22 protein-coding genes and 1 tRNA gene are annotated in these 24,541 nt (G+C 42.1%); 20 read left to right on the top strand and 3 right to left on the bottom strand.

Annotation, left to right across the window (positions count from 1 at the left end; translation table 11 throughout):
* The first annotated feature begins 242 nt into the window (after window positions 1–242).
* From H6G14_RS09585 to H6G14_RS09565, 5 genes are all read left to right on the top strand, one after another.
* The gene (locus H6G14_RS09585; RefSeq protein WP_190567159.1) at window positions 243–551 is read left to right on the top strand and encodes a circadian clock protein KaiA; all 309 of its coding nucleotides are present in this window, start codon (window positions 243–245) and stop codon (window positions 549–551) included.
* A 105-nt stretch (window positions 552–656) separates the two neighbouring features.
* Window positions 657–983: a circadian clock protein KaiB gene (kaiB, locus tag H6G14_RS09580; protein WP_010997036.1), complete on the top strand. Its 327-nt coding sequence runs from the start codon at window positions 657–659 to the stop codon at window positions 981–983.
* Between the two features lie 74 nt (window positions 984–1,057).
* The gene (kaiC, locus tag H6G14_RS09575) at window positions 1,058–2,617 is read left to right on the top strand and encodes a circadian clock protein KaiC (RefSeq protein ID WP_010997037.1); all 1,560 of its coding nucleotides are present in this window, start codon (window positions 1,058–1,060) and stop codon (window positions 2,615–2,617) included.
* A gap of 104 nt (window positions 2,618–2,721) precedes the next feature.
* A complete protein-coding gene (locus H6G14_RS09570; protein WP_190567157.1) occupies window positions 2,722–4,950 on the top strand; it encodes a TolC family protein in 2,229 nt (742 codons plus the stop codon).
* Window positions 4,951–5,031: 81 nt separating this feature from the next.
* A complete protein-coding gene (locus H6G14_RS09565; protein WP_010997039.1) occupies window positions 5,032–5,409 on the top strand; it encodes a hypothetical protein in 378 nt (125 codons plus the stop codon).
* Window positions 5,410–5,797: 388 nt separating this feature from the next.
* Here the strand turns inward: H6G14_RS09565 and H6G14_RS09560 are convergent.
* Window positions 5,798–5,884, bottom strand: a tRNA-Ser gene (locus tag H6G14_RS09560).
* A 106-nt stretch (window positions 5,885–5,990) separates the two neighbouring features.
* On the opposite strand from H6G14_RS09560, the gene H6G14_RS09555 reads away from it, so the two are divergent.
* The 14 genes from H6G14_RS09555 (at window position 5,991) to moeB (ending at window position 20,523) form a co-directional block, all read left to right on the top strand.
* Window positions 5,991–6,359, top strand: a complete 369-nt coding sequence (locus H6G14_RS09555; protein WP_190567155.1) for a 2Fe-2S iron-sulfur cluster-binding protein — start codon at window positions 5,991–5,993, stop codon at window positions 6,357–6,359.
* Window positions 6,349–6,993, top strand: a complete 645-nt coding sequence (locus H6G14_RS09550) for a thermonuclease family protein (protein WP_190567154.1) — start codon at window positions 6,349–6,351, stop codon at window positions 6,991–6,993. Before H6G14_RS09555 ends, H6G14_RS09550 begins: the two co-directional genes overlap by 11 nt.
* Window positions 6,994–7,127: 134 nt before the next feature.
* The gene (locus H6G14_RS09545; protein ID WP_190567152.1) at window positions 7,128–7,940 is read left to right on the top strand and encodes an inositol monophosphatase family protein; all 813 of its coding nucleotides are present in this window, start codon (window positions 7,128–7,130) and stop codon (window positions 7,938–7,940) included.
* Window positions 7,941–8,200: 260 nt separating this feature from the next.
* A complete protein-coding gene (locus H6G14_RS09540; protein ID WP_190567150.1) occupies window positions 8,201–9,151 on the top strand; it encodes a J domain-containing protein in 951 nt (316 codons plus the stop codon).
* A 184-nt stretch (window positions 9,152–9,335) separates the two neighbouring features.
* Window positions 9,336–10,550, top strand: coding sequence for an ATP phosphoribosyltransferase regulatory subunit (locus H6G14_RS09535; RefSeq protein WP_190567148.1), 1,215 nt, complete (start codon window positions 9,336–9,338; stop codon window positions 10,548–10,550).
* A gap of 73 nt (window positions 10,551–10,623) precedes the next feature.
* On the top strand, window positions 10,624–10,848 hold the full coding sequence (locus H6G14_RS09530) for an indolepyruvate ferredoxin oxidoreductase subunit alpha (protein WP_010997065.1): 225 nt from the start codon (window positions 10,624–10,626) through the stop codon (window positions 10,846–10,848).
* A 325-nt stretch (window positions 10,849–11,173) separates the two neighbouring features.
* Window positions 11,174–11,959 carry a PEP-CTERM sorting domain-containing protein gene (locus H6G14_RS09525; RefSeq protein ID WP_190567146.1) on the top strand — a complete coding sequence of 262 codons (786 nt, stop codon included), beginning with the start codon at window positions 11,174–11,176 and terminating at the stop codon, window positions 11,957–11,959.
* An 80-nt stretch (window positions 11,960–12,039) separates the two neighbouring features.
* Window positions 12,040–12,783 carry an ABC transporter ATP-binding protein gene (locus H6G14_RS09520; protein WP_190567144.1) on the top strand — a complete coding sequence of 248 codons (744 nt, stop codon included), beginning with the start codon at window positions 12,040–12,042 and terminating at the stop codon, window positions 12,781–12,783.
* A 76-nt stretch (window positions 12,784–12,859) separates the two neighbouring features.
* Window positions 12,860–14,017 carry a transporter substrate-binding domain-containing protein gene (locus H6G14_RS09515; RefSeq protein ID WP_190567142.1) on the top strand — a complete coding sequence of 386 codons (1,158 nt, stop codon included), beginning with the start codon at window positions 12,860–12,862 and terminating at the stop codon, window positions 14,015–14,017.
* Between the two features lie 212 nt (window positions 14,018–14,229).
* Window positions 14,230–14,961 (top strand): carbonic anhydrase, encoded by a 732-nt coding sequence (locus H6G14_RS09510; protein WP_190567225.1) that lies wholly within the window; start codon window positions 14,230–14,232, stop codon window positions 14,959–14,961.
* 374 nt (window positions 14,962–15,335) lie between these two features.
* Entirely contained in the window at window positions 15,336–16,070 is a 735-nt protein-coding gene (locus H6G14_RS09505) for a carbonic anhydrase (protein WP_190567140.1), read from the top strand.
* A 329-nt stretch (window positions 16,071–16,399) separates the two neighbouring features.
* Complete coding sequence (locus H6G14_RS09500; protein WP_190567138.1) at window positions 16,400–18,610, top strand: heavy metal translocating P-type ATPase; 2,211 nt, start codon at window positions 16,400–16,402, stop codon at window positions 18,608–18,610.
* 179 nt (window positions 18,611–18,789) lie between these two features.
* Entirely contained in the window at window positions 18,790–19,287 is a 498-nt protein-coding gene (locus H6G14_RS09495) for a M67 family metallopeptidase (protein ID WP_190567223.1), read from the top strand.
* 63 nt (window positions 19,288–19,350) lie between these two features.
* Entirely contained in the window at window positions 19,351–20,523 is a 1,173-nt protein-coding gene (moeB, locus tag H6G14_RS09490; protein WP_190567137.1) for a molybdopterin-synthase adenylyltransferase MoeB, read from the top strand.
* A gap of 272 nt (window positions 20,524–20,795) precedes the next feature.
* Here moeB and H6G14_RS09485 read toward each other — a convergent pair whose 3' ends face one another.
* Both H6G14_RS09485 and H6G14_RS09480 read right to left on the bottom strand, forming a co-directional pair.
* Entirely contained in the window at window positions 20,796–21,614 is an 819-nt protein-coding gene (locus tag H6G14_RS09485) for an SDR family oxidoreductase (protein ID WP_190567135.1), read from the bottom strand.
* Between the two features lie 763 nt (window positions 21,615–22,377).
* Window positions 22,378–22,671 carry a HetP family heterocyst commitment protein gene (locus H6G14_RS09480; RefSeq protein WP_190567133.1) on the bottom strand — a complete coding sequence of 98 codons (294 nt, stop codon included), beginning with the start codon at window positions 22,669–22,671 and terminating at the stop codon, window positions 22,378–22,380.
* A gap of 949 nt (window positions 22,672–23,620) precedes the next feature.
* Here H6G14_RS09480 and cdf31 point away from each other — a divergent pair.
* Window positions 23,621–24,523: a CDF family zinc efflux transporter Cdf31 gene (gene cdf31, locus H6G14_RS09475; RefSeq protein WP_190567131.1), complete on the top strand. Its 903-nt coding sequence runs from the start codon at window positions 23,621–23,623 to the stop codon at window positions 24,521–24,523.
* Window positions 24,524–24,541: the final 18 nt, after the last annotated feature.

Raw genomic sequence — 24,541 nt, 5'->3', positions numbered from 1 at the left:
GATGTTAAAGAAAATTTAGATCATCCACTAAAACTAGCTACTGGTGCAGTATTACGCGCACGGCCGTGGAATGTAAGGTGGTCTACAAACATTTCCCCATCCCTCTTGTCTCTATTTGCTGCCATCAGTACAAAAACCTATCACTTACTGAGATGGTTAAAACTAGAGACTAACGGAAATTTCTTCAGTAAATCTCCTTATTCGTATGCCAAAAGCAATAAGCACAGTAGGTTCGTCAGCACATGACTCAAGAAGTTGATCAGCAAGTATTATTGCAGCAACTCAAATCAGATTATCGCCAAATTCTTTTAAGTTACTTTACTACAGACAAAGCATTAAAAGAAAAAATTGATAAATTTATCAATGCAGTATTTTGTGCTAATATTCCTGTGCCAGAAATTATTGAAATTCATATGGAACTAATTGATGAATTTTCGAAGCAGCTAAGACTAGAGGGCAGAGGTGACGAAACTTTAATGGATTATCGCCTCACCCTGATAGATATCCTGGCTCATCTTTGTGAAGCCTACAGAGGGGCGCTCTTTAAATAATAGAATTTCCCTACACCATAAGTGGTCACAAAAAATAACCGTAACTGACTACAAAATTCATGAAGATACCTTATATTGAAATGCTTACTTCTATCATCTACCTTTATGAATAAAGCCAGAAAGACATACGTCCTCAAGCTTTACGTAGCAGGCAACACACCAAATTCAGTCAGGGCGTTAAAAACACTCAAAAATATTTTAGAACAGGAGTTTCAAGGTATTTATGCCCTAAAAGTAATTGATGTACTGAAAAACCCACAATTGGCAGAAGAAGATAAAATATTAGCCACCCCGACATTATCAAAGATTTTACCCCCACCAGTCCGCAAAATTATTGGTGATCTTTCAGATCGTGAAAGAGTTCTGATAGGTTTAGATTTGTTGTATGAAGAACTAACAGAAGAAGATTGGGAAGCACAAAGTAATCTTTAATCTTTGGTGTTAAAAATAATCTACCAACTTTAGTCATATAAAAACTGGGGATAGCACCCCATTATTAGCAACCGATGAGTGAGAAAGAGCAGCAGGAACAACAAAATACATCTGGTAATGGTGTAGAAAAAATTCGCACAATGATTGAAGGCTTTGACGATATCAGTCATGGCGGTTTACCAGTCGGTAGAACTACTTTAGTCAGTGGAACCTCTGGAACAGGCAAAACTTTATTATCTCTACAGTTTCTCTTTAACGGTATCAGCTTCTTTGATGAACCAGGTGTATTTGTCACCTTTGAAGAATCGCCCAGTGACATCATCAAAAATGCTCATATTTTTGGCTGGAACTTACAACGCCTAATTAATGAGGGTAAATTATTTATTCTGGACGCATCTCCAGACCCAGAAGGTCAAGATATTGTCGGTAACTTTGACCTTTCCGCATTAATTGAGCGCTTGCAGTATGCAATTCGCAAATACAAAGCCAAAAGAGTATCCATCGACTCCATTACCGCCGTATTCCAGCAGTATGAAGCCGTGGGAGTGGTGCGTCGAGAGATTTTTCGCCTAGTAGCCCGTCTCAAACAACTTAATGTCACTACAATAATTACCACCGAACGCAGTGAAGAATACGGGCCAGTAGCCTCCTTTGGTGTAGAAGAATTTGTTTCCGATAACGTGGTCATAGCCCGTAACGTTTTAGAAGGAGAACGTCGCCGCCGCACCATTGAAATACTGAAATTGCGTGGTACAACTCACATGAAAGGTGAGTATCCTTTCACAATTACCAATGATGGCGTGAACATTTTCCCATTAGGAGCAATGCGCTTGACTCAAAGGTCTTCTAATGTCCGGGTTTCTTCTGGTGTCAAAACTCTAGATGGAATGTGCGGTGGTGGGTTCTTCAAAGACTCAATTATTTTAGCCACAGGCGCTACAGGTACAGGTAAAACCCTGTTAGTGAGTAAATTCTTACAAAACGGCTGCGTCAACAACGAGCGAGCAATATTATTTGCTTATGAAGAATCACGTGCTCAACTATCTCGGAATGCTTATTCTTGGGGTATTGATTTTGAAGAATTAGAAAGCCAAGGTCTACTGAAGATTATTTGTACCTATCCAGAATCAACTGGGTTAGAAGACCACTTACAGATTATTAAGTCCGAAATTGCCTATTTTAAACCAGCACGAATTGCTATTGATTCCCTGTCAGCACTAGCTAGAGGTGTCAGTAATAATGCCTTCCGACAGTTTGTTATTGGTGTTACAGGTTATGCCAAACAAGAAGAAATTACTGGCTTCTTTACTAACACAACTGACCAATTTATGGGATCTCATTCCATAACTGACTCTCACATCTCTACAATTACCGACACAATCTTAATGCTACAGTACGTAGAGATTCGTGGGGAAATGTCAAGGGCAATTAACGTATTTAAGATGAGAGGTTCCTGGCACGACAAAGGAATTAGAGAATATAATATCACGGCAGATGGTCCAGAAATTCAAGATTCTTTCCGTAACTACGAAAGAATTGTCAGTGGCTCTCCAACCCGCGTTAGTATTGACGAGAAAGCGGAACTTTCTCGGATAGTCAGACGTTTTGAAGACAAACAGGGTTCCGATTCCTAAATTTGGTATCGTACTATATTCCTCTTTAAATTTAGTATCGTGCTATATTCTGTGGTGAAGAAAAGTTTTCTGCCGCCAGATTAATTTTCGTGTGAGGGGATGCGGTGAAAGGACAACACTTATTCTATAGTTTCTTGCCTGGTGTAACAGCAGCAGTATTGACGACTCAGCCAGCTGTGGCTGAAGCCATGAAAGTAAGTAGTGTACAACTTGTGCCTTCTTCTAGTATTGTGGCTACTCAAAATAGTCAAACTTTGCTAGTAGACAAAAGTCAGACACAACTGCCTAATGCTACAGTCCAGATTTTTCCAGACATCATTCCCACTTCTGGTGTGACTACACCAAATTTACAGTTTTCCAGTAGTCACAGTCACCCAGTAATCTTGACAGAAAATACTGGTATCGATAGAGAACAAAAATCTCGACAAGATGAAGTTAAAAATTTCCCTCTCAAGTCTAAACTGACTCTTTCTCAAAGGCTAAAACAAAAGCGTTTTTCCAGCCAACAAAAACAAATTAACTCAGGGATTACTAAACCGAAATTAGTAACAAAAGTAGCTTCTACTACATCTACTACCCTGCTGGCTGGACAACAAATTTTTTCTCCGTCTTATTTACAAAATCCTGCGCCACAGGAAAAACTGAAAACCCAGTTACCAATGGTTTTACAGACAACTGCAAATCATATCGGCGCAGCAAAACTCTTAAATATCAGTAGTTGTTCATCAGAAACTTGTCAACTCACCAAGCTAACTGGAAAGCAGATAGCGCAGGGTAATACTACACAAGACTCTACTGCTGTTCCTGTACCGGAAGAATCAACTCTCATAGATATTCAAGCGCCGACAGCTACTCCTGTACCGCAAGAATCAGCACCAACAGATACTCCTGTATTGACTGAATCAGTACAAGCAGATACTCAGTCACCAAAAGTTGCACCCGTCCAAACGGAATCAGCGCCAGTAGGGACTCAAACACCTGCGGGTGCTGTAGAAGTGCCGCAAAACTTGATTCCCAACGCCAATCCTTTGCAATTTCCCACCAAACCAGAAGAAGTGACACTCAAGGAGAATCAGCCGATTACCTTGACTCAGGCGCTGGAACTGGCACGGCGGAACAATCGGGATTTGCAAGTGTCTCTGTTGGAACTGCAACGCACTCAAGCCCTGCTACGAGAAGCACAGGCCGCTTTATTGCCCAACTTATCTCTCAGTAGTGACGTTACCCGCAGTCAGTCTGCCGGTGGTCAACTCCAGGACGAACTGATTAGTAAACAGGGCGGAGTTGGCAACAACGATGAACCTGGTACAGCATTTAATAGCCAAGCACAATTATCCTACGACCTTTATACTTCTGGGAGAAGGAAAGCTGCTATTCAAGAAGCTGAGGAACAGGTACGTTTTAATGAGTTGGATGTAGAGCGCCAGTCAGAAGAAATTCGCTTGAGTGTAACTAGAGCATATTACGACTTGCAACAGGCAGATGAACAAGTCCGTATTGCTCGGTCGGCGGTGGAAAATGCCCAAGCTAGCTTACGAGATGCGGAAGCCTTAGAAAGGGCTGGGGTGGGTACTAGATTTGATGTGCTGCGATCGCAAGTAAACTTAGCTAATAACACCCAACAGCTAACCAATAACCTGTCTCGGCAACAAACCACTCGCCGTCAACTAGCAACCCTGTTAAGCATTCCTCAGGCTGTAAATATCAGTGCTGCCGACCCTGTACAATTAGCAGGGCTGTGGAACCAATCCCTAGAACAAAGCATCATCCTCGCCTATCAAAACCGTCCCGAATTGCATCAGCAATTGGCACAAAGAAACATCAGCGAACAACAACGTCGGCAAGCATTAGCAACCTTGGGGCCACAAGTCAGCTTTATTGCTAACTACAACCTACTAGATCAGTTCGATGATGGTGTTGGTCTGACTGACGGTTATTCTGTCGGCGTGAGGGCGACCTTAAACTTGTACGATGGTGGAGCTGCTAGAGCCAGAGCATCCCAAGCTAGAGCTAATATTGCGATCGCCGAAACTCGATTTGCTAGCCAGCGAGACCAAGTCCGCTTCCAAGTAGAGCAGGCCTTTACCAACCAACGCTCCAACTTAGAAAACGTCCAAACTGCCAATGTTGCCCTAGAACAGGCTAGAGAAGCCCTGCGTCTAGCGCGGCTGCGTTTCCAAGCTGGTGTAGGTACTCAAACAGATGTGATTAACTCAGAAAATGACTTAACACAAGCTGAGGGTAACAGAATCACCGCTATTCTCGATTACAATCGCGCCTTAGCTGAACTGCAACGTGCTGTTACTTCTAGAGCATTAATTAGTAGTCAGTAGTCGGTAGTCAGTAGTCAACAGTCAACAGTCAACAGTCAACAGACTATAAACTATGGACTATGCACTACTGATTATTTACTCATGACTACAGTTACATCACAAGAAATAGCATTGTTTCGCTCTCAATTGGCAGATGATCTGGGGGCAATGGAGGCTTTGGACTTAATTGAAGACTGCGAAGGAGATTTAGAAGATGCGGCGATGACACTAGCCATCAAAGCAGGACAAGAACCAGAACGAGCTAACGCCGAGTGGTTAGATGCTCTGGCGAGAAAGTGGCGTGCTGTGATTTGTGAGCCAGAATTCCGTAGTGCTTTGCTTAATGGCTCAATTACCGAGATGATGGCTCATCTCAAAACCATGCCTACATTTCCGAATATTTTGGCAACACCAGTTTTGATATATATTCTCAAGCAAGGTGTCAATGACTTTTGTGAGCCTTTAGATGCACTTAAGTGAGGAGGTAGGGGATTGGGGATTGGGGATCGGGGATTGGGAAATTTTCCTCCCATGTCTCCCCCTGACAGGTGTAGGTTTTTTCCAATTAGGAGGAATTGAAGCAAACGAAATCGTCAACAGAAGTACGAGGAAAAACACTCCAGAAGATGGTTGAGTAGATCAGCAGTCGGGTCAATCTTGATAAGCTAATGCGCGTCTAAATTCCATAACCACTAATAAGGGCTGTTAACGGTTAACTGTCAACAGTCAACAGCCCTCACGATAGATTGTGCAACTTAAAAGCAGAATAGGCGCTTTCAACTAAATTTTAGTAATATCTAAAAATCTAGCCCACCCAACTATTGGTAGAGTTTGGGTCAAAACTATATATTTAAACTAGGCTGAGTAACGGAGAGATAGGGATTTGAACCCTAGAATACGTTTCCGCATTACAGACTTTCCAGGTCTGCGCCTTAAACCACTCGGCCATCTCTCCAGATGTCACGATTTACTATTGTACGCTGAAACTCTAAAAAATGCAAAGATAAAGAAAGAAATTTTTTAGAGCAATCTGAAAGTCCCAATTAAAATCCCGAACCAAGATGTCCGAGACACACACAATTAAAGTACGCGATCGCGCCACTGGCAAACAGTATACCCTAAAAGTACCAGAAGACCGATACATTTTACACACAGCCGAACAACAAGGGGTGGAATTGCCATTTTCTTGTCGCAATGGGGCTTGCACCACTTGTGCTGTCAGGGTGGTATCTGGTGACATTTATCAACCAGAGGCAGTGGGATTATCCCTAGAGTTGCGTCGTCAAGGTTATGCTTTGTTATGCGTCAGTTATGCTCGTTCTGATTTGGAAGTAGAAACACAAGACGAAGATGAAGTTTATGAGCTTCAGTTTGGGCGCTATTTTGCCAAGGGAAGAGTGAAAGCCGGTTTACCCTTAGATGAAGAGTAAAAACAAGATGAAGAAGCAGGGTGCAGAGGGCAAGGGGCAGAGGGCAGGGGGCAGGGGGGAAAGCTTCCTTCTCTCCACCTGTGCGCTACCCCACTCCCTGCGCCTCCCCACCTGGGTGCAAAAACTCGCCATGTTTGTCTGTTTATTAATGCTGGTGAGTTGTCAAGCCAAAAATCCTGCCACAACGGCGACTCAGGTGAGGATAGCGCGGGTGGTGAGTGGCCAGACTTTAGAAGTTGTGGGTGTGGCGGAACAGCCAAATTTAATTTCTCAAGTGCGATTAATTGGCGTGGATGCACCAGATTTGCGCCAACGTCCTTGGGGCAATCAGTCCAAGGAATTTTTAGAACAATCCATAGGCGATTTAGACAAACCTGTAATGTTGGAGTTTGATATTGAAGCCAAAGACACAATTGGTCGGACATTGGCTTATGTGTGGAAAGATGACAAGTTATTAAATGAACAAGTAGTTAAACAAGGGTATGCTTTGTTTGTAGAGCGATCGCCTAACCACAAATATGATCAGCGCCTAGAACGCGCCCAACAATGGGCAAGAATCATGGGTCAAGGTATTTGGAGTCCAGATAAACCCATGCGTCAAACACCTACTGAGTTTCGTCGCCTGAATCGTTAGAAGGCTGGGGAGCAGGGAGCAGGGAGCAGGGGAGCAAAGAAGAATAATTATGGACTATTGACTATTGACTATGGACTACTGACTACTGACTACTGACTACTGACTATTGACTATTGACTATTGACTATTGACTAATGACTAATTTACAAATTTTTCTCGATATTGCGACAGAAGCCGCCTTGGCTGCGGGTGAGGTTTTACAGGGTTACTTGGGTAAGTTAGAAGATGCAGTTACAGAAAAAGGTCGTCCTGGTGATTTAGTTACCGCCGCCGATAAGGCTTCAGAAGCGGTAGTTTTAGAAATTATTCGTCGCCACTTTCCGCAACACTCCATTTTGGCTGAGGAGTCGGGAAAGTTGGGAAATCAAGATAATGAATATCTTTGGGCGATCGATCCCTTAGATGGGACAACTAATTACGCCCACCAATACCCAGCTTTTTGTGTGTCTATTGGGCTATTAATTAACGGTGTACCTCAGGTTGGGGTGATTTACGACCCATTTCATGATGAGTTATTCCGGGGGGCTGCTGGCTTGGGTGCAACACGCGATCGCCGTCCTATCAAGGTTTCTGATACTTCAGAATTGGGTAAAAGCTTATTGGTGACTGGATTCGCTTACGATCGCCGGGAAACACCGGATAATAACTATGCAGAATTTTGCCACCTCACTCATCTCACCCAAGGCGTAAGGCGTAGCGGTTCAGCAGCGTTAGATTTAGCCCATGTAGCTTGTGGGCGTGTCGATGGTTATTGGGAACGAGGAATATCACCTTGGGATGTTGTCGCTGGGGTAATTCTATTACAGGAAGCAGGTGGCAAAGTTACTGCTTATGATGGTACTCCTTTAAAAATTGCCACTGGCAGAATTCTCGCAACGAATGGTTCTATTCACGACAATCTGAGTCGGGCATTAATGCAAGTTCCGCCACTATCGGCTTGGGAATAAGATAATTGGTAATTGGTAATTGTCGGTGGTTATGGCTTAACTCACACCATTTATACGAGAAATTACTGAGACAAACTATTCTTTCTGTCCCTTTTTTTATGCCTTCTGCTTTCTTTCTCCTACCTCTTGTCCCTTGGCTCCTTAATAGATCAAGATTGACCGAAGAGTAGCAAATAATTTCTCTAGACCACTGACGTTTACCCGATCAAGCGCAGTAAACTAGAAAAAATCTTACGCCTTCCTTGGTGCAAAACCGCTATATGTCTCTCAGAATAGATCGTGGATTATTTAAATATGATTTCATAGACCATCACGCAATATTGTGTGTAGCTGTTGATACGGATGCTAAAGAAATCCGCAAGCGATATCTGAAAATTGCTCGCCACTTGCACCCTGATAGCAGTACTCTCGTCACCGATACAGAAAAAAAATTAGCTAGCGAATTATTATCAAAGTTGGTAAACCCAGCTTATGAGATACTATCAACAGAACGCACTCGTTCAGAATACATCATAGTTTTATCCCAAATAGGTAAGCGTTTATTGCAGGAGTCGGCTTCCATTGAACTGACTACTGATTTAGCCAAACAGTTAGCATCTGCCCCCAATTTTGATCTACTTTATAAAAGTGCGATCGCTAAAATAGCGGAAACTCAATATAACTCGCTCAAAGAGACAATTCCCATCATTTCCCAAATCAGCGAGTTGAACTTAGTTTACTTGATGCGGACTGCGGGGAAAGCTTTAGCCGCCCCAACACCAGCCGCTAAATCCACAGTTAGCTCAACTCCCACTCAGCCAACCAACACCTCTGCACCACCCCCACCAGAACCACCAAAAGAAGATTCCTCTATTGACCAGTATTTGCGCCGCGCTCAAACTTTGATTGACAAGAACCAATTTCCCCCAGCCGAAGTAGAGTTGAAAGATGCGCTGAAGATAGCTCCTAAGAGTAGCCGTTGTCACAGCTTACTGGCTTTTGTATATCTGAGGCAAAATAAGCTGAAAATGGCGAAAATTCATTTCGATAATGCCCTAAAATTAGACCCCAATGATCAAACAGCGTTGACATGGAAACCTAAAATAGATAAGGCTCTAGGTCAACAATCTGGTAGCTCTAATGTCAATGCACCTTCCAGTAATGGCGATAAACAGCCAGATAAATCTGGAGGTGGTTTGTTTGGTGGCTTGTTTGGTGGGAAGAAAAAATAGTCAGCGACTGACCCTAAGTGCGATTGCATGATGGGGGAATTTTGCCCCTAACCTCCGGGATGGGACGATGTACAAGCTGACATTGACGCGCTACTAGCAAATTCACTACCAACCACAAGGTGCTGAAGACGAATATTTCTAGCCGCGTTCCAATCAGCGTGGGGAATCACATAACGGAGGATGAATGGTGTATCAACCAGCAGCGGGAGCCAGGGATTTATTACCTTTAGATGTGGCTCAAAAACGCTGGATTGAAGATAAGTTACAACAAGTGTTTCACCGTTGGGGTTATCACAGAATCATAACCTCAACGCTGGAACGGATGGATACCTTGATGGCGGGTGAAGCAATTCAACGTCAGATGGTGATTCAACTACAAAATTCTGAAGATGAAGAGTTGGGATTGCGTCCAGAGTTGACAGCTTCTATTGCTCGTGCTGTTGTTACACGCATAGCAAATCTGCGTCATCCCCAGCGCCTTTATTACAATGCCAATGTCTTTCGTCGCATCTGGGAAAATAGGCATAATCGCCAGCAAGAGTTTTATCAAGCTGGTGTGGAATTGTTGGGTGTTGGTGGACTGTTAGCCAATGCGGAAGTGTTGCTGTTGGCGGGTAATTGTTTGACAGCACTGGGTTTACAGGATTGGCATTTAATTTTAGGGGAAGCGGGAATCACCCGATCGCTTTTAGATGCTTTTCCCATCAATTTACGTGCTAAAGTGCGTAGTGCGATCGCTCACCTTGACCGCATTACAATAGACACACTCCCCTTAACTGACGAACTGCGCGAACGCGCCAGAATCATGCTGGATTTGCGAGGAAACAGCGCTGATGTGTTGCAGAAAGTCAGTAGCCTCAATTTAGATGCAGAACAGCAAGAGGCGGTTAATAACCTCAAGTCTCTAGTGGAGTTATTAGAATCTGAGGGGAAATTTCCGATAATTCTCGACTTGAGTCTGATTCAAACCATAGACTACTACACTGGTATTGTCTTTGAGATTGTCAACAATACTGATTCACAAGCAAGAGTTTTAGGGCGTGGTGGACGCTACGACCAGCTTTTAGGGTTGTATCATCCCCAAGGAGAAAATATTCCGGGGATTGGATTTGTCCTGAATATTGAAGACTTATACCAAGTTCTTTTAACTACACAGCAATTACCACAAGAAACCCCGGCTAGTGATTGGTTGGTCGTGCCAGAAAGTCCAGCAGCCCATATTGCGGCTTTCGCCTACGCTCAAAAACTACGTGAATCTCCTGATTTAGTCAGAGTAGAATTAGACTTAGGTGGCACAGATATACCAGCCATTAAACAATATGCGCGCGATCGCAGTATTGCCCAAATCGCTTGGATCAAAGCCGACGGATCACCAATAATTGAAAAGGTGAGTCAGTAGTCCAGAGTCCAGCATACAAAACTCAAGACTGTTGACTAATCACCGATGACTAAAAAGAGAGGGGAACGAGAATATGCCACACACTATTGTGACTGATGTTTGTGAAGGTGTTGCCGACTGCGTAGATGCTTGTCCAGTGGCTTGTATTCATGAAGGCCCTGGTAAAAATGTCAAGGGAACAGATTGGTACTGGATTGATTTTTCCACTTGTATTGATTGCGGTATCTGTCTACAAGTATGCCCTGTAGAAAAGGCGATCGTGCCAGAAGAAAGACCAGATTTGCAGAAAACTCCGTAATTTCGGTTATTTATTCCGGGAACATACTGAAGCTAACAGGCATCTTTCAAACTTGAAGGTTGCCTGTTTTTCTGTAAATGTACAGAATTCTAAATCAAATACCAAAAAAATATGAAAGGTTGCTAAATTTATTGTATAGCTGTTGCCGGTAGTGTTAGGACATCAATAGATGATACAACCTAGACACAACAAGACTTTTCACCCAGTCCCTAGTTATAAAGATGAGAAGCCATCTAACTACTCAATCCTCAGTATTCCCTAGACTGTTTTTTTTCAGGCAGAGTTGTAAACATCCGTATTTATCAAGAAATGATAGCGATAATTTATGAAAAGGCTAAGTATTTTACCTAGTGTTCATCTCTGCGTTTTGAGTCTGTCTTTTGTAGCTATTAACTTGCTGTTGTCACAAAGCGCCAAAGCCGCTAGTTTTGATCTGAGTTTTACATCCTTAGCCGGAACAATTAATGTTAATCCATTAAATAAAGCTTCAACTGGTGTATATAGAGCCGATCTTTCAAGGGTTGGTTTTGATATTACAGCAATTAAACTCAGTGACATTATAGGTATAGCCACAGGTTCTCCTGGTAAATTTAGCGGTTTTGATTTGGATGCAGTTAAAATCAGTGACAGGTTGATTACCAATGCTGAAGATGTCAAAACCCTTCCCGGTTTAGATGTATTCAATTTTACTCCACAGCAAACTATTTTTTCCCCTGGAACTAAACGCGATCCTGGCAATTCAATTTATGCCCACTATTTTGCTGGTAACGATTTATTTGGTAGTAAAGACGGTGAAGTTGATAACAGCATTGCTACACTAGGTAGTTTTGATGCCAATGCCATAACAGATAATACAGCCAGGGGATTTCTGAGTTTAGGCGAAGGTGGGGAAATTTTATTTCGACTCACCCAAAGAATCTCAACAGCTAGCCCATTGTATCTTTACATTGGAGAGGTAGGTAATAATGGTGAGCAGGTAAGAGGTCAAGTGACGGCTATCGGTACAATCAGTAGCACAACCACTGTTCCGGAACCTGCTAGCTTAGGGGCTTTGTCTTTAATAGGACTCTACTTAACAAGACGTATTCGGAAAAAGAAGAAAATTGCATAATTTCGGATAAATTATAATTGAGTTTTTTTAAAACATAGGTTGAATGCCTATGTTTTGTGATTTTCAGAATTAAGGATTTTATGTCAGGTTCAGCACAAAATTTTACGCCTCTGCTAGAAGTTGAAAACGTCCATGCAGGATACATCAAAGATGTAGACATATTGCAGGGGGTGAATTTTCGAGTTGAATCAGGGGAACTAGTGACAGTAATTGGCCCGAATGGCGCTGGTAAATCTACCTTAGCAAAAACCATTTTTGGACTTTTGACACCCCATACAGGCAAAATTACGTTCAAAGGTAAGAATATTGCTGGACTGAAATCGAATCAAATCGTCCGTCTGGGAATGTGTTATGTGCCGCAAATTGCCAATGTCTTTCCATCCCTGAGTGTGGAAGAAAATTTAGAGATGGGGGCGTTTATTCGCAATGATTCTCTGCAACCACTAAAAGACAAAATATTTGCGATGTTTCCTAGATTAAGCGATCGCCGTCGTCAACGCGCAGGCACACTCTCCGGCGGAGAACGTCAGATGCTAGCAATGGGCAAAGCTTTAATGTTAGAACCTAGTTTGCTGGTGTTAGATGAACCATCTGCTGCCTTATCGCCAATTTTAGTCACACAAGTATTTGAGCAAGTTAAACAAATCAATCAAGAGGGAACAGCAATTATCCTAGTTGAACAAAATGCCCGTAAAGCTTTAGAAATGGCAGACCGTGGTTATGTATTAGAATCTGGACGTGATGCCATATCGGGCCCTGGACAAGAGTTATTAACTGATCCTAAAGTAGCTGAACTATACTTAGGTGCAGGGAAAAGGCATTAGGGAAGTCTAAGTGGTTTGTAATATTTGTCATGGATTGGGAATGATAGATATTGCATATAAATCTTAGAGAATACTTATGATAAATGCGATCGCCCAAAAATTTTCCCAATTTCTGGCGGTAAGGAAGATAAGGCGTTTCCTGAAACTCCATATCTGGTTGGGAATGGTATGCGGAATTTTGCTGTTGTTCCTGGTTGTTCATCCAGCACAGTCCCAAGAACCGGAAACTCAAAAACCCCTAATCGTAGCTACTAGAGCCATTCCCCCTTTCGTATTTAATGACAATGGTGAACTATCAGGATTTAGTATTGACCTTTGGCGCAGTATTGCCAGCCAGATAGGTGCAGAGTCTAAATTTGTGGAATATCCGAATGTCGCTGATTTACTCTCATCTGTGCGCGATGGTAAAGCCAATGCAGGGATTGCAGCCATCTCAATTACAGCTGAACGTCAGCAACAATTTGACTTTTCCTTACCCATGTTTAGCGGGGGATTACAGATTTTGGTACGTAATCCCAAACTCAGTAATAGTGGCACACCTAATATTTTGGCACTATTTTTCTCGACAACGATCTTACAAGTGCTTGGCTTGGCTTTGTTGCTTATTGTCGTAGCAGCACACGTCATTTGGTTATCTGAGCGTCATCAAAAAGAAGGTATGATTTCCCCATCCTACTTTCCTGGGATTTTCAAAGCTTGTTGGTGGGCTGCTGCTACCTTAGCAACTCAAGCTGATGAAATGCCCAAGGGAGTCATTGGTCGGATATTAGCTATTATTTGGATGTTTATTGGTGTACTATTTGTCACTTACTTTACAGCAGCAGCTACCACCTCACTAACTGTGCAACAGTTACAAGCAGATATCAACAGTGTAAGTGATCTACCAGGCAGGGTGGTGGCAACAACAACTGGTAGCACAGCTGCAACATACTTAAAACAACAAAAAATTTCTGTCTTAGAAGTCCCTAAAATTGAGCAAGCTTATGATGCTTTAGAAACCAAAAAAGCTGAAGCTGTTGTTTTTGATTCTCCCGTACTTCTGTTCTATGCTGCTAATCAAGGTCAAGGAAAAGTAGAGGTTGTGGGCAGTGTCTTCCGCGAAGAAAACTACGGTATTGTTTTACCTAATAATAGCCCCTACCGTAAACCTATTAATAATGCCTTACTGAAACTCAAAGAAAATGGCACTTATCAATCACTGTATGATAAATGGTTTGGTGTCAAGAACAGTTGAACTGGGGAGTATGTAATCTGGCAATTGTTGGTTGTTAACAGTTGACAGTTAACAATTAACCGTCAACTGTCAACCGTGAGCAGCTATGATACCAATTCAAAATTCATTAACAAATAATTAAATAACTCTTAAAGCGTGTGCAAAGGTACTCTTGCACTTTTGTTAAGTTTGGTATCTTCCTAATGACAGTCAAACTGTTGTTAGGTAAAGAAATGAGTCGAATCAATGGATTTATTGGCCGTCGTAATTTCTTAGGGTTAGCAGGCGCGGGGAGTTTGGTTGTTGCGGTTACTGCTTGTGCTGGTAGTTTGACTGTAGGTAAAGAAGAACCAGCTATTGCTGATGTCAAATCCATTAACTTGAATCCAGTAAATCCACAACAAGCTTTAAAACTTTTACTGGATGGTAATCAAAGATTTGTCAAAAGAAAACCAAGGTATCCTAACCAATCACGGCAAAAACTGCAATCACTAGCCAAAGCACAGTATCCTTTTGCGGCTATTTTGGGTTGTGCAGATTCGAGAGTCCCGGCGGAAATTGTTTTTGACCAAGGGCTGGGGGATTTATTTGTGGTGCGAGTAGCTGGTAATATTGCCAGTGATGTGGCGATCGCTAGTTTGGAATATACTACATCTGTACTCGATACACGGTTGATTGTCGTTTTAGGGCATACAAAATGCGGCGCTGTGGCAGCCAGCGTGAAAGATGAACCCCTTCCTGGCAAAATCAGTTATTTGGCGGAGAGTATTAGACCAGCCTTAGAAAAATTACCGTCAAAGTCCAAGGATGTTAATAAAGCAGCCGTTATTGCTAATATCCAATACCAAGCTGAAAAGCTGCAACAAAAATCAACTATTTTGGCACAGTTAATTAATCAAGGTACTGTCCAAATCATTAGTGCTGTTTACGATATTGATACCGGAACAGTCTCCGTCATTTCCTAATTTATAACTCCGTATTTGATATTAACAAATGTAATTTTCAATACTAAAATATTTTAGTGTTTTAGTGAAGAATTTTATATTTTGGTTATTTTTTGCCTATTAAGGTGTAGGTATACCAGCCATTGCGATTCATAGATATAAGTCTGGCATAACGATAATTTTATCAAATCATAAAATTATTCAATTGTTAGACACGATTTTGGTATATTCCAGAGAATAACAAAGCTTGATATTACTAGGTTGCAATAATTCGTAACTTTTTTACTGTCCTGAAGATGCTATCTCTGTCAATCTGATAGCGCTTGAGGGTATTTATTCATGAGTTATTCAAACAGCAATTTAGTGAAATTTTGCCGATTGAAATAAGGTGTATCATGAGTCGAATTAATGGATTTGCTGGGCGACGGAATTTTTTAAAATTAGCAGGCGTAGGTGGTGTAGGCATTGGTGCTAGTGCGTTTGGTAGCTTACTTTGGCAAGGAGAACCTGCTGTTGCCCAAAAACCAGCAACTGGTGAGGAAAAACCAAAACCAGTTAATCCACAGGCTGCTTTAGCTAGATTACTGGAAGGAAATAAGCGGTTTGTAGATGGCAAACGCCTCAACCCTAACCAGTCAACGCTGCGCTTACAGGAAACTGCCGTTGCTCAATATCCGTTTGCAGCTATATTAGGCTGTGCAGATTCGAGAGTACCTGCGGAAATTGTTTTTGATCAAGGATTAGGGGATTTATTCGTTGTCAGAGTTGCTGGTAATGTTGCCAGCCAAACTGCTATAGGTAGCCTAGAATTTGCTACGGCAGTTTTAGGCGCACAACTAATTGTAGTTCTAGGTCATGCAAGATGTGGTGCAGTTGTAGCAGCAGCTAAAGGTGATCCTCTTCCTGGGAGAATTGGTGTGTTTGTGGAAGAAATTAAGCCGGCTGTAGAAAGGGTGAGAAATAAAACTGGCAGTTTAGAGGAAAATTCTATTATTGCTAACGTCCAATATCAGGCAGAAAAGTTGGCAGAAAGTTCGACCATTTTAAGAGGTTTAATTAAGGAAGGTAAACTCAAAATAGCTGGCGGTCGTTATGATTTAGCTAGCGGCAAGGTGACTTTATTAACCTAAATTAAAATTTAGGTTTTTAATCGGAATATTAATAAAGTAATTTTTTTTACTTTATTAATATTCTCAAGATATATTTTATTAATATCAAAATAAATTGAAATATTTTAGACACTGTTAAAGCTAATCTTTAAAAATAATTGCGTTGACTAGAAATAACTGAGCAAGGGTATTCAATATACTTATGTTCGCAGTTAGATTCCTCGCAAGCACTTAAGTTGACTATAGTAAGTCAAGTCTTGCTATGGCATAACTGTTTCGTGGGATATTGAAGTCATTGCAACGATAGAATCCCACTCATTACGTCGCTACACCACCATGAGGGGGAAATCATGACTGCCACCAAGCCAAAAACTAGTAAGCCAGTGGCTCAAAAATCAAGTATCATTGCTGGAGTTGCCTATAGTGTGGTGCATACAATTCCAGGCAGAATCAGATTTCGCGTTCCCTTGGTAGCCCATGACTGCTATTACGCGCAACGTTTACAAGAGTTACTAGAATCTGACTCTCACGTATTGGAAGTACGGGTTAATTCCTGGGCGGCTTCTGTTGCTATTAGATATGAACAGTTTGGTAACAACAATAGATTAATGCAGTCTTATCTAGCAGGGTTGCTACATCAGGCTAAATTTAGTCAACCGTCAACAATCAACCGTCAACAAGTAACAAAATCAGATGATGCTGGGGTAAAGTTGCCAGCTTTGGCAACAATATTAGCTTTATTGGGTTTGGGGTTGCCCATTCCCAGGGTGATAATTGCAGGGACGGTAGGGCTTGCAGCTTTACCTATAGCGAAACGTGCTTATGCTAGCATTACCCAAAAAGGCAAATTAAATATAGATTGTCTAGATTTTATCGCGATCGCCTTAACTTCTGCCCAAGGAAACCTTTTAACACCAGCTTTGGTGATGACACTGCATGAAATTGGCGATACAATCCGCGAGCGCACCGCTAAAGTTACGGAAAATCACGCTGCCGATTTACTGGCTTCTTTGGGGCATTACGCTTGGGTTGCACAACCAGATGGACAGAAAAAACGCCTCCTCGCCACAGAAGTGCAACTGCAAGATACAGTCATAGTCTATCCCGGCGAACAAATCCCCGTAGATGGGCAAATATTACGGGGTAAAGCTTTAATCGACCAACAAAAACTCACTGGTGAATCCATGCCAGTTTTACGTCAGGTGGGAGAAGCGGTTTATGCGTCCACCTTACTCAGGGAAGGAGAAATTTACATCCAAGCCGAACGAGTAGGTACAGCTACCCGCGCCGGTGCAAGTATCGAGTTGGTACAAAAAGCACCCGTTCACGATACACGTATGGGTAACTACGCGGCGGACATTGCCGACCAAGCCATATTACCATCTCTAATTTTTGCCGGACTGGTATTTGCAGCTACCCGTAACCCTGCCAGGGCTGCATCTATCCTCACCCTTGATTTTGTCACAGGTATCCGCGTCTCCCTCCCAACGACTTTCCTCGCCGCCTTACACCACGCCACAAGACACGGTGTTCTCATCCGCAGTGGTCGCGCCTTAGAAAAATTGGCACAGGTAGATACATTAGTTTTCGATAAAACAGGCACATTAACCAAAGGTGATATCGAAGTTGTGGAAGTGGAAATCATCGCCGACAGAATCACCACCCACAGACTTATAGCCCTAGCCGCCGCCGCCGAACAACGCCTGACCCACCCAGTCGCCGAAGCGGTGGTACGTTATGCCGAGAAACAAGGTGTAGAAATTCTGCCCAGGCAAGAATTTGAGTATGAAATTGGCTTAGGTGTACGAGCCAAAATTGACGGTGAACAAGTTATAGTAGGGAGCGATCGCTTTTTGCGTCAGTGTGGCATTCCCCTCGATTGTCTTTATGAACCACATAGCTGCAACCATGCAGATTGTCCGAAACACCTCAATTGTCGCATCTCCGCCCATGATTCTTTACTGTATGTGGCGGTAAATCAGGAGTTCCAAGGCGTAATTTATTACACAGACCCCCTGCGCCCAGAAAGCCCAGCCGTGATTGAGAAACTACAAACTGAATACGGCATGGAAATACATCTACTGACAGGGGATAATAAGCAAAGGGCTATGGCTGTTGCCAAAGAACTGAATCTCCCCCTGTCCCAAATCCATGCAGAAGCATTCCCCGCACAAAAAGCTGAAATTATTCAGAAATTACATGATTCAGGTAAAACTGTTGCCTTTACCGGCGATGGCTTAAATGATTCCATTGCCCTAGCTTATGCAGATGTCGCCATTTCCTTTGGTAGTGGTTCCGAAGTAGCTAGGGAAACAGCCGATGTTGTCCTGATGGATGATAACTTAACTAGTTTTGTGGAAGCAATAGCGATCGCCCGTCAAACCCAAGCAATAATTAAACAAAATATCAGTTTAGCCGTCGTTCCCAATTTAGCCGCTTTAGGACTAGCGACCACCGTCGGAATACATCCCCTAGCGGCAACTGTAGTTCATAATGGTTCAGCCATTGCAGCCGGGTTAAATGGTTTACGTCCCCTCATGCACAAAGACCCACCACGGTAGAAAGATGAACCCCCTATGCGACGAGAAAGCCTTTGATTCTTTCTCCCCTTCCCTTGTAGGGAAGGGGCTGGGGGTTAGGTTTCAAAGAAAGTTGTACATAGCATATTCTTATAAACTGATATATTATTTTTTCGTTTTAGTGAAAAACCGAAACATTCTCCTTTAGACATAAAACCTTGATGAATCAACCAACTATCAAACTCTTACCAGAACATCAGCAAACCATCCTCAGCCATGCTGAAAGCGTCTATCCTCAAGAGTGTTGTGGGTTGATTATGGGATACGTAGCCAATAAGGTGAAAATTGTAGTGGAAGTCATACCTACCGCTAACGCTTGGGAGACAGAAGCAGATAACTTTACCCCAGAAATAAATCAGACAAACATCACTTCGCCAGCTTCCAGTTTAAACAGAAGATATGCGATCGCACCCCAAATTATGTTACAGGTACAAAGAGAAGCACGAGACAGAGCCTTAAATATCATTGGCATCTATCATTCTCACCCTGATCATCCTGCCGTACCTTCAGAATGCGATCGCCTCTATGCTTGGGCTGGATACTCGTATATAATAGTTTCCGTCCAAAAAGGTATAGCCAGTGACATCCTTAGCTGGAGCCTTGATAATCATCATCAGTTTCAATCAGAAATAATTGATAACATAACTTTAAATACTTAAGACTAAAGACCGACATCATTTTTCGATACAATCAGTAGTCCGCGCTTCCGCATTCAAACTCCTATGCTTAATCCCAATCTGGAAGATATCCAGTTAACTAAAGACGACTACGAACGCTACTCCCGCCACTTAATTTTGCCAGAGGTGGGAGTGGAAGGGCAAAAACGGCTTAAAGCTGCCAGTGTACTGTGTATCGGTACAGGTGGACTGGGTTCACCACTACTGTTATATTTAGCCGCCGCCGGTATTGGACGCATCGGTATTGTTGATTTCGATGTGGTTGATACTTCCAACCTGCAACGCCAAGTCATCCACGGTACGTCCTGGGTAGGTAAACCCAAAATTGAATCTGCAAAGAACCGCATACACGAGATTAACCCCTATTGTCAGGTTGACCTCTACGAAACTCGTCTCAGTTCCGAGAATGCCCTAGATATCATCAGACCTTACGATATTGTGGTGGATGGTACAGATAACTTCCCCACCAGATATCTAGTCAACGATGCTTGCGTATTATTAAACAAACCCAACGTCTACGGTTCCATTTTTCGCTTTGAAGGACAAGCCACAGTCTTTAACTACGAAGGCGGGCCGAACTACCGCGACTTGTACCCAGAACCACCACCACCAGGACTAGTTCCCTCCTGTGCAGAAGGCGGAGTATTAGGGATTTTGCCAGGGATTATCGGCGTAATTCAAGCCACGGAAACAGTGAAAATTGTTTTAGGTAACGGTAATACTCTCAGTGGTAGATTATTGCTGTACAACGCCTTAGATATGAAATTCCGTGAGTTGAAGTTACGTCCCAACCCCATACGCCCAGTAATTGAAAAACTGATAGATTACGAACAATTCTGCGGTATTCCTCAAGCCAAAGCAGCCGAGGCGCAAAAAATGCAAGAAATTCAAGAAATGACTGTTACTGAACTCAAGGAATTGCTGGATAGCGGGGCGAAGGATTTTGTTTTGTTAGATGTGCGTAACCCCAACGAGTACGAAATCGCCAAAATTCCTGGTTCTGTATTAATACCATTACCAGACATTGAGAATGGTAATGGTGTCGCTAAAGTCAAAGAAGTACTCAACGGACACCGCTTAATTGCTCATTGTAAGATGGGTGGGCGATCGGCAAAAGCCCTAGCTATCCTCAAAGAATCAGGGATTGTGGGGACAAACGTCAAAGGCGGAATCACCGCTTGGAGTCGGGAAGTAGACCCATCAGTTCCTGAGTATTAAATCCCATAAATTGTAGAGAACAAGCCGGGGAAATTCACAATTTTGAATTTCCTCTTTTTCGTATATATAGCCGTAGCCGAATGGATGAGGATATCAAGCTAACACCAATCCAAAATTAATAATCAAGATGGGACAAGCATTTGGGGCTGTACATCTGTCGTATTATATTTTCAAATTAGTATAAGATGAAATCCTGACAACGCAAGGCTTTCCAGTCTGTCAACCGTCAACCGTCAACCGTCAACAACTATCATTTGAATAACAATTACAGCCTAATTCTCAAGCTGAGAAAACAGTCTTTCCCAGTCAATAGTAGGTGGTCTTGTTCCCTTAGAGACCAGTTCAAAAACTTCTCCTTCACTAGCTGAATAAAAAATGGATTCCACACAAGCTGCGGCGACATCAATTCTACTAGCATCCCCTGCTAAGGTGTCACCTTTGCCGATAACCACGTTTTGCTTACCGTCCGTGGTTGCTTTCAAGAGTGTATTCAGGTCATAGGAAGTATAGGGGCCATCAATTAATCGTCCTGGGCGAATGATGGTATAAGGTAACCCAGAATTAATAATCGCTTCCTCTCCTTTTTTTTTGGCATCTAGCACACCAAAAGCATTCAAAATATTAAAAGGCGGTTGATCCTTGCGGAGAATCCCCACGGAAGAGACAAACACAAACCTGCTCAAATTTTGAGGTGCGGCGGCGACTAAGTTACTCACACCCTTTGCATCAACTTTTGCGGGAGTATTTTTTGCCGTTGCTTCTCTATAGTTAGAATCTAGAAGAATTTTACCCCATTCAAAAAAGTTGGGTTCTGGGTCAAATTCCCATCTAGCAGAGGGAAAAGCTGTAGTTCCAGTACAACATATAATATGAGTGACATTATCAACTGCTGCTGGGAGTGTGCTGGCTTCGCGGATGTCGCCCACAAAAACCTCAACTTTGTCATTGAACAGCTTTTTGGCTTTTTCGGCGTTTCGTGTGAGGATGCGAACCTTTGCACCCTTCTCCAATAACTTACCAACTACGATTTGTCCTACTCCACCAGTCGCACCAACAACTAACACCAAATCTTCAGTTCTTCCAAAAGTCATAACTGTCCTAGAGATAGCCTATTTTTAATCTACTCAAAAATATTAGTATGCTGTTTGCTACCACAGGGGGATATCACAGACAAAAGCCCGGTGGTTATGTCCGGGCTTTTGTAAATGCAGTGGGGATATATTCCCCAACGGTTTTGATATAGAAGTTCTGTATAATTCGCTGTACTGATAGGTAATACCACGGCATTTTTGGCAATTCCGGAAAAACAGCAGAAATTTTTTGTGGTTTCAACGAGGAATATACTGAGAGTTTGAGGGCATAGGATGGAGATAAACAGAGATTTTGTTGTAATTTACCGCGTTTTTACTGATGAATTATTTATCTGGTAGCTGGCAAGAATGGTTAACCGTATCAGCTTATTTGGGTCTGATGGTTGTTGTGATGTGGTTTGTATTTACAACCCAGAGGAAATAAAACAGGGGGTAAGGGCTTTAAACATTCACGCTCCTATACCCGTTTGATTGACGCTTACGGCTTAATCCTGCAAATAAGCAAGCTACGCCCAGCGTCCCGCAGGGAAGCCGCCTTACACCCAGTTTCAACAAACAACCTGGGTGTTTAATACCGTATATCTATTGGCGTGACTACATCATTTATTTGGTGCAACTTCATAGAGAATTTGTATAAGTCATGTTTCTATTTATTCCTGCTATGTATTGCTGCTGTTTTTGTTTCTAAATACCCTGGGATATTTCCCATCTTATCTGGTTCAGAGGTTGTTAAGTAATCAGAACTATTCGACTGGTTTAAACTCTAAGAAGAAACCTTATTAATTACGCTAGAGTTAGTGACAGAAGAATTGGCACTTATGGATTTTCCATTATTTAAGGAAGCAGGTATATTGGCAACTTGTCTATTGTCCTTCATGAGACGGCTATAAGTCCGTTGGGGAATGAAATGGAGAGGATTGTACCCAACAAAACGTAAAATTAAAACACAGGCCCAAGAATATCTTCCATCAGTAATAGCTTCAATTACTTGATTCAATTGTTCAGTAGTAATTATTTTGTGAAACCGATTTTGGGAAGAATTTATGTGGTAGTTCATAATGTCTTGCAGATATTTATCTAAATATGAAAGTTATAGACTATTCCCACCAATTTTTATCCGTTTAGGTTATACCAAAAAATAAAATATCCGAAATTGATGGTTTGGTAAAGTGCCTTATTATGAATGATTTTTGAGCATATTTAGGTGCTAGCGTCGTGAAGCAACTACATTTTAGAAATGATATTTTCATGGAAGCTGAATTAAATGAAAACTTTGCTGTTGGTCATTTCATTTGCTATTGAGATAGCCGTCTTAGCTCCATCAATTTTGCTTTTCAACTACACTAGTTGAGTTAAGTCAAATTATTCAATTATAAGAACTTAGAAGCACTTATCATGATTTTTTAATCAATTAATGCTTGTTATAAGGACTAGGTCTAGTAATCGTAAAAATAGTTAGCAGTTGCCCAAGAAAAGTTTTGCTGACTTGATGATGTGTAATCTTTTCGGTTCTGGAAGGCTAAAAATAGTAAATAAGTGATGAAGAGCATTCACTTTGATTTTTCCATCTTTGAATTTTGCCGTTAGGATATTGAAAATTTATTACCATTTCTTAACCCCAGATACTATTTTTACAGACAAAAAATGTATCGCAAAACAGTTACCTAAAATACAGAATACTATTTTCCTGCACCCAATTCAGCCAATTTGGCATTTTTTTTGTCCATTTCCCCAGAAAAACGGAGGGTGGGGGAGATGAAGAAGGACTGTTGACCGTTGACTCTTAATGATAAAAATATGCTATGTTTTTTCAAGTAATTACTACTATTTACCTATGTTATGACAGTTTTAAATTATAATTAGTCTCAATAAAATAGATATTAAATTAACGACAATAGAGATATATAACTCTTATGGTGTAAGACTTTGATACATTTGATTGATGTTTAAATATCTACATTAGAAGTAAACTTAGAAGTCATAGAACTGGGTGTTTAAAAATATCTATGGCTTACGATAACCGTGCGGCGGTACGCAAAGTTTTACTAATTACCTTACTGCTTAACTTGTTTGTTATGGGGTTAAAAGCAGTTGTAGGGTATTGGACTGGTTCTCTCAGCTTGTTAGCCGATGCTTTGCATAGTGTGACAGATAGTGCTAACAATATTCTCGGATTATTCGCCAGTAGCTTTTCCTCTCCGTATCCCGATCGCGAGCATCCTTACGGACACCACAAATTTGAAGCTGTGGGTGCTTTGGGAATCGCCGCCTTTTTAGGAATAGCCTGCTTTGAAATTCTCCAAGGTGCGATTGAGCGCATTCTCAAGGGTGGCGCAGATGTAAGAATTTCAGCGCCTGAGTTGTGGTTGTTGCTGATTGTCCTGGGAGTAAATATTTTTGTGGCTTTCTATGAACGCGCTGAGGGTAAGCGGGTAGGTAGTCAAATCTTAATTGCTGATGCAACCCATACTATGAGTGATGTGTGGGTAACAATCTCGGTAATATTTGGTTTGATTGGGGTTTGGCTTGGGTATCAATGGCTAGATATAGTGTTAGCGTTTCCGGTGGCGTTGTTGGTATTTTGGAGTGGTTGGTCAGTTTTAAAAGAGAATTTACCTTGGTTGGTAGATCAAATGGCGATCGCACCAGAAGCCATACACGCGATCGCCGTTGCTGTACCTGGGGTCATTAATTGTCACGATATCGCCTCACGGGGTGTCCTCGGTCGTCAAGTCTTCATGGAAATGCACTTAATAGTCGATGCGCCAGATGTGGAAACTGCTCATCGCATCACCGAAGAAGTCGAAAGACGGCTAGAAGAACGCTTCAGTCCAGTCAGGATTATTATTCACGTCGAACCACCAAACTATGAGTCTGAGCAAATCACTTTTGAAACGGGGTCGAAATAGAGAGTAGGGAAAAAAGGC

This window comes from Nostoc parmelioides FACHB-3921 (genome assembly GCF_014696625.1).
Classification (GTDB): domain Bacteria; phylum Cyanobacteriota; class Cyanobacteriia; order Cyanobacteriales; family Nostocaceae; genus Trichormus; species Trichormus parmelioides.
Note: the sequence above shows the minus strand (reverse complement) of the source record. Positions and strands in the feature narration are given on the sequence as shown.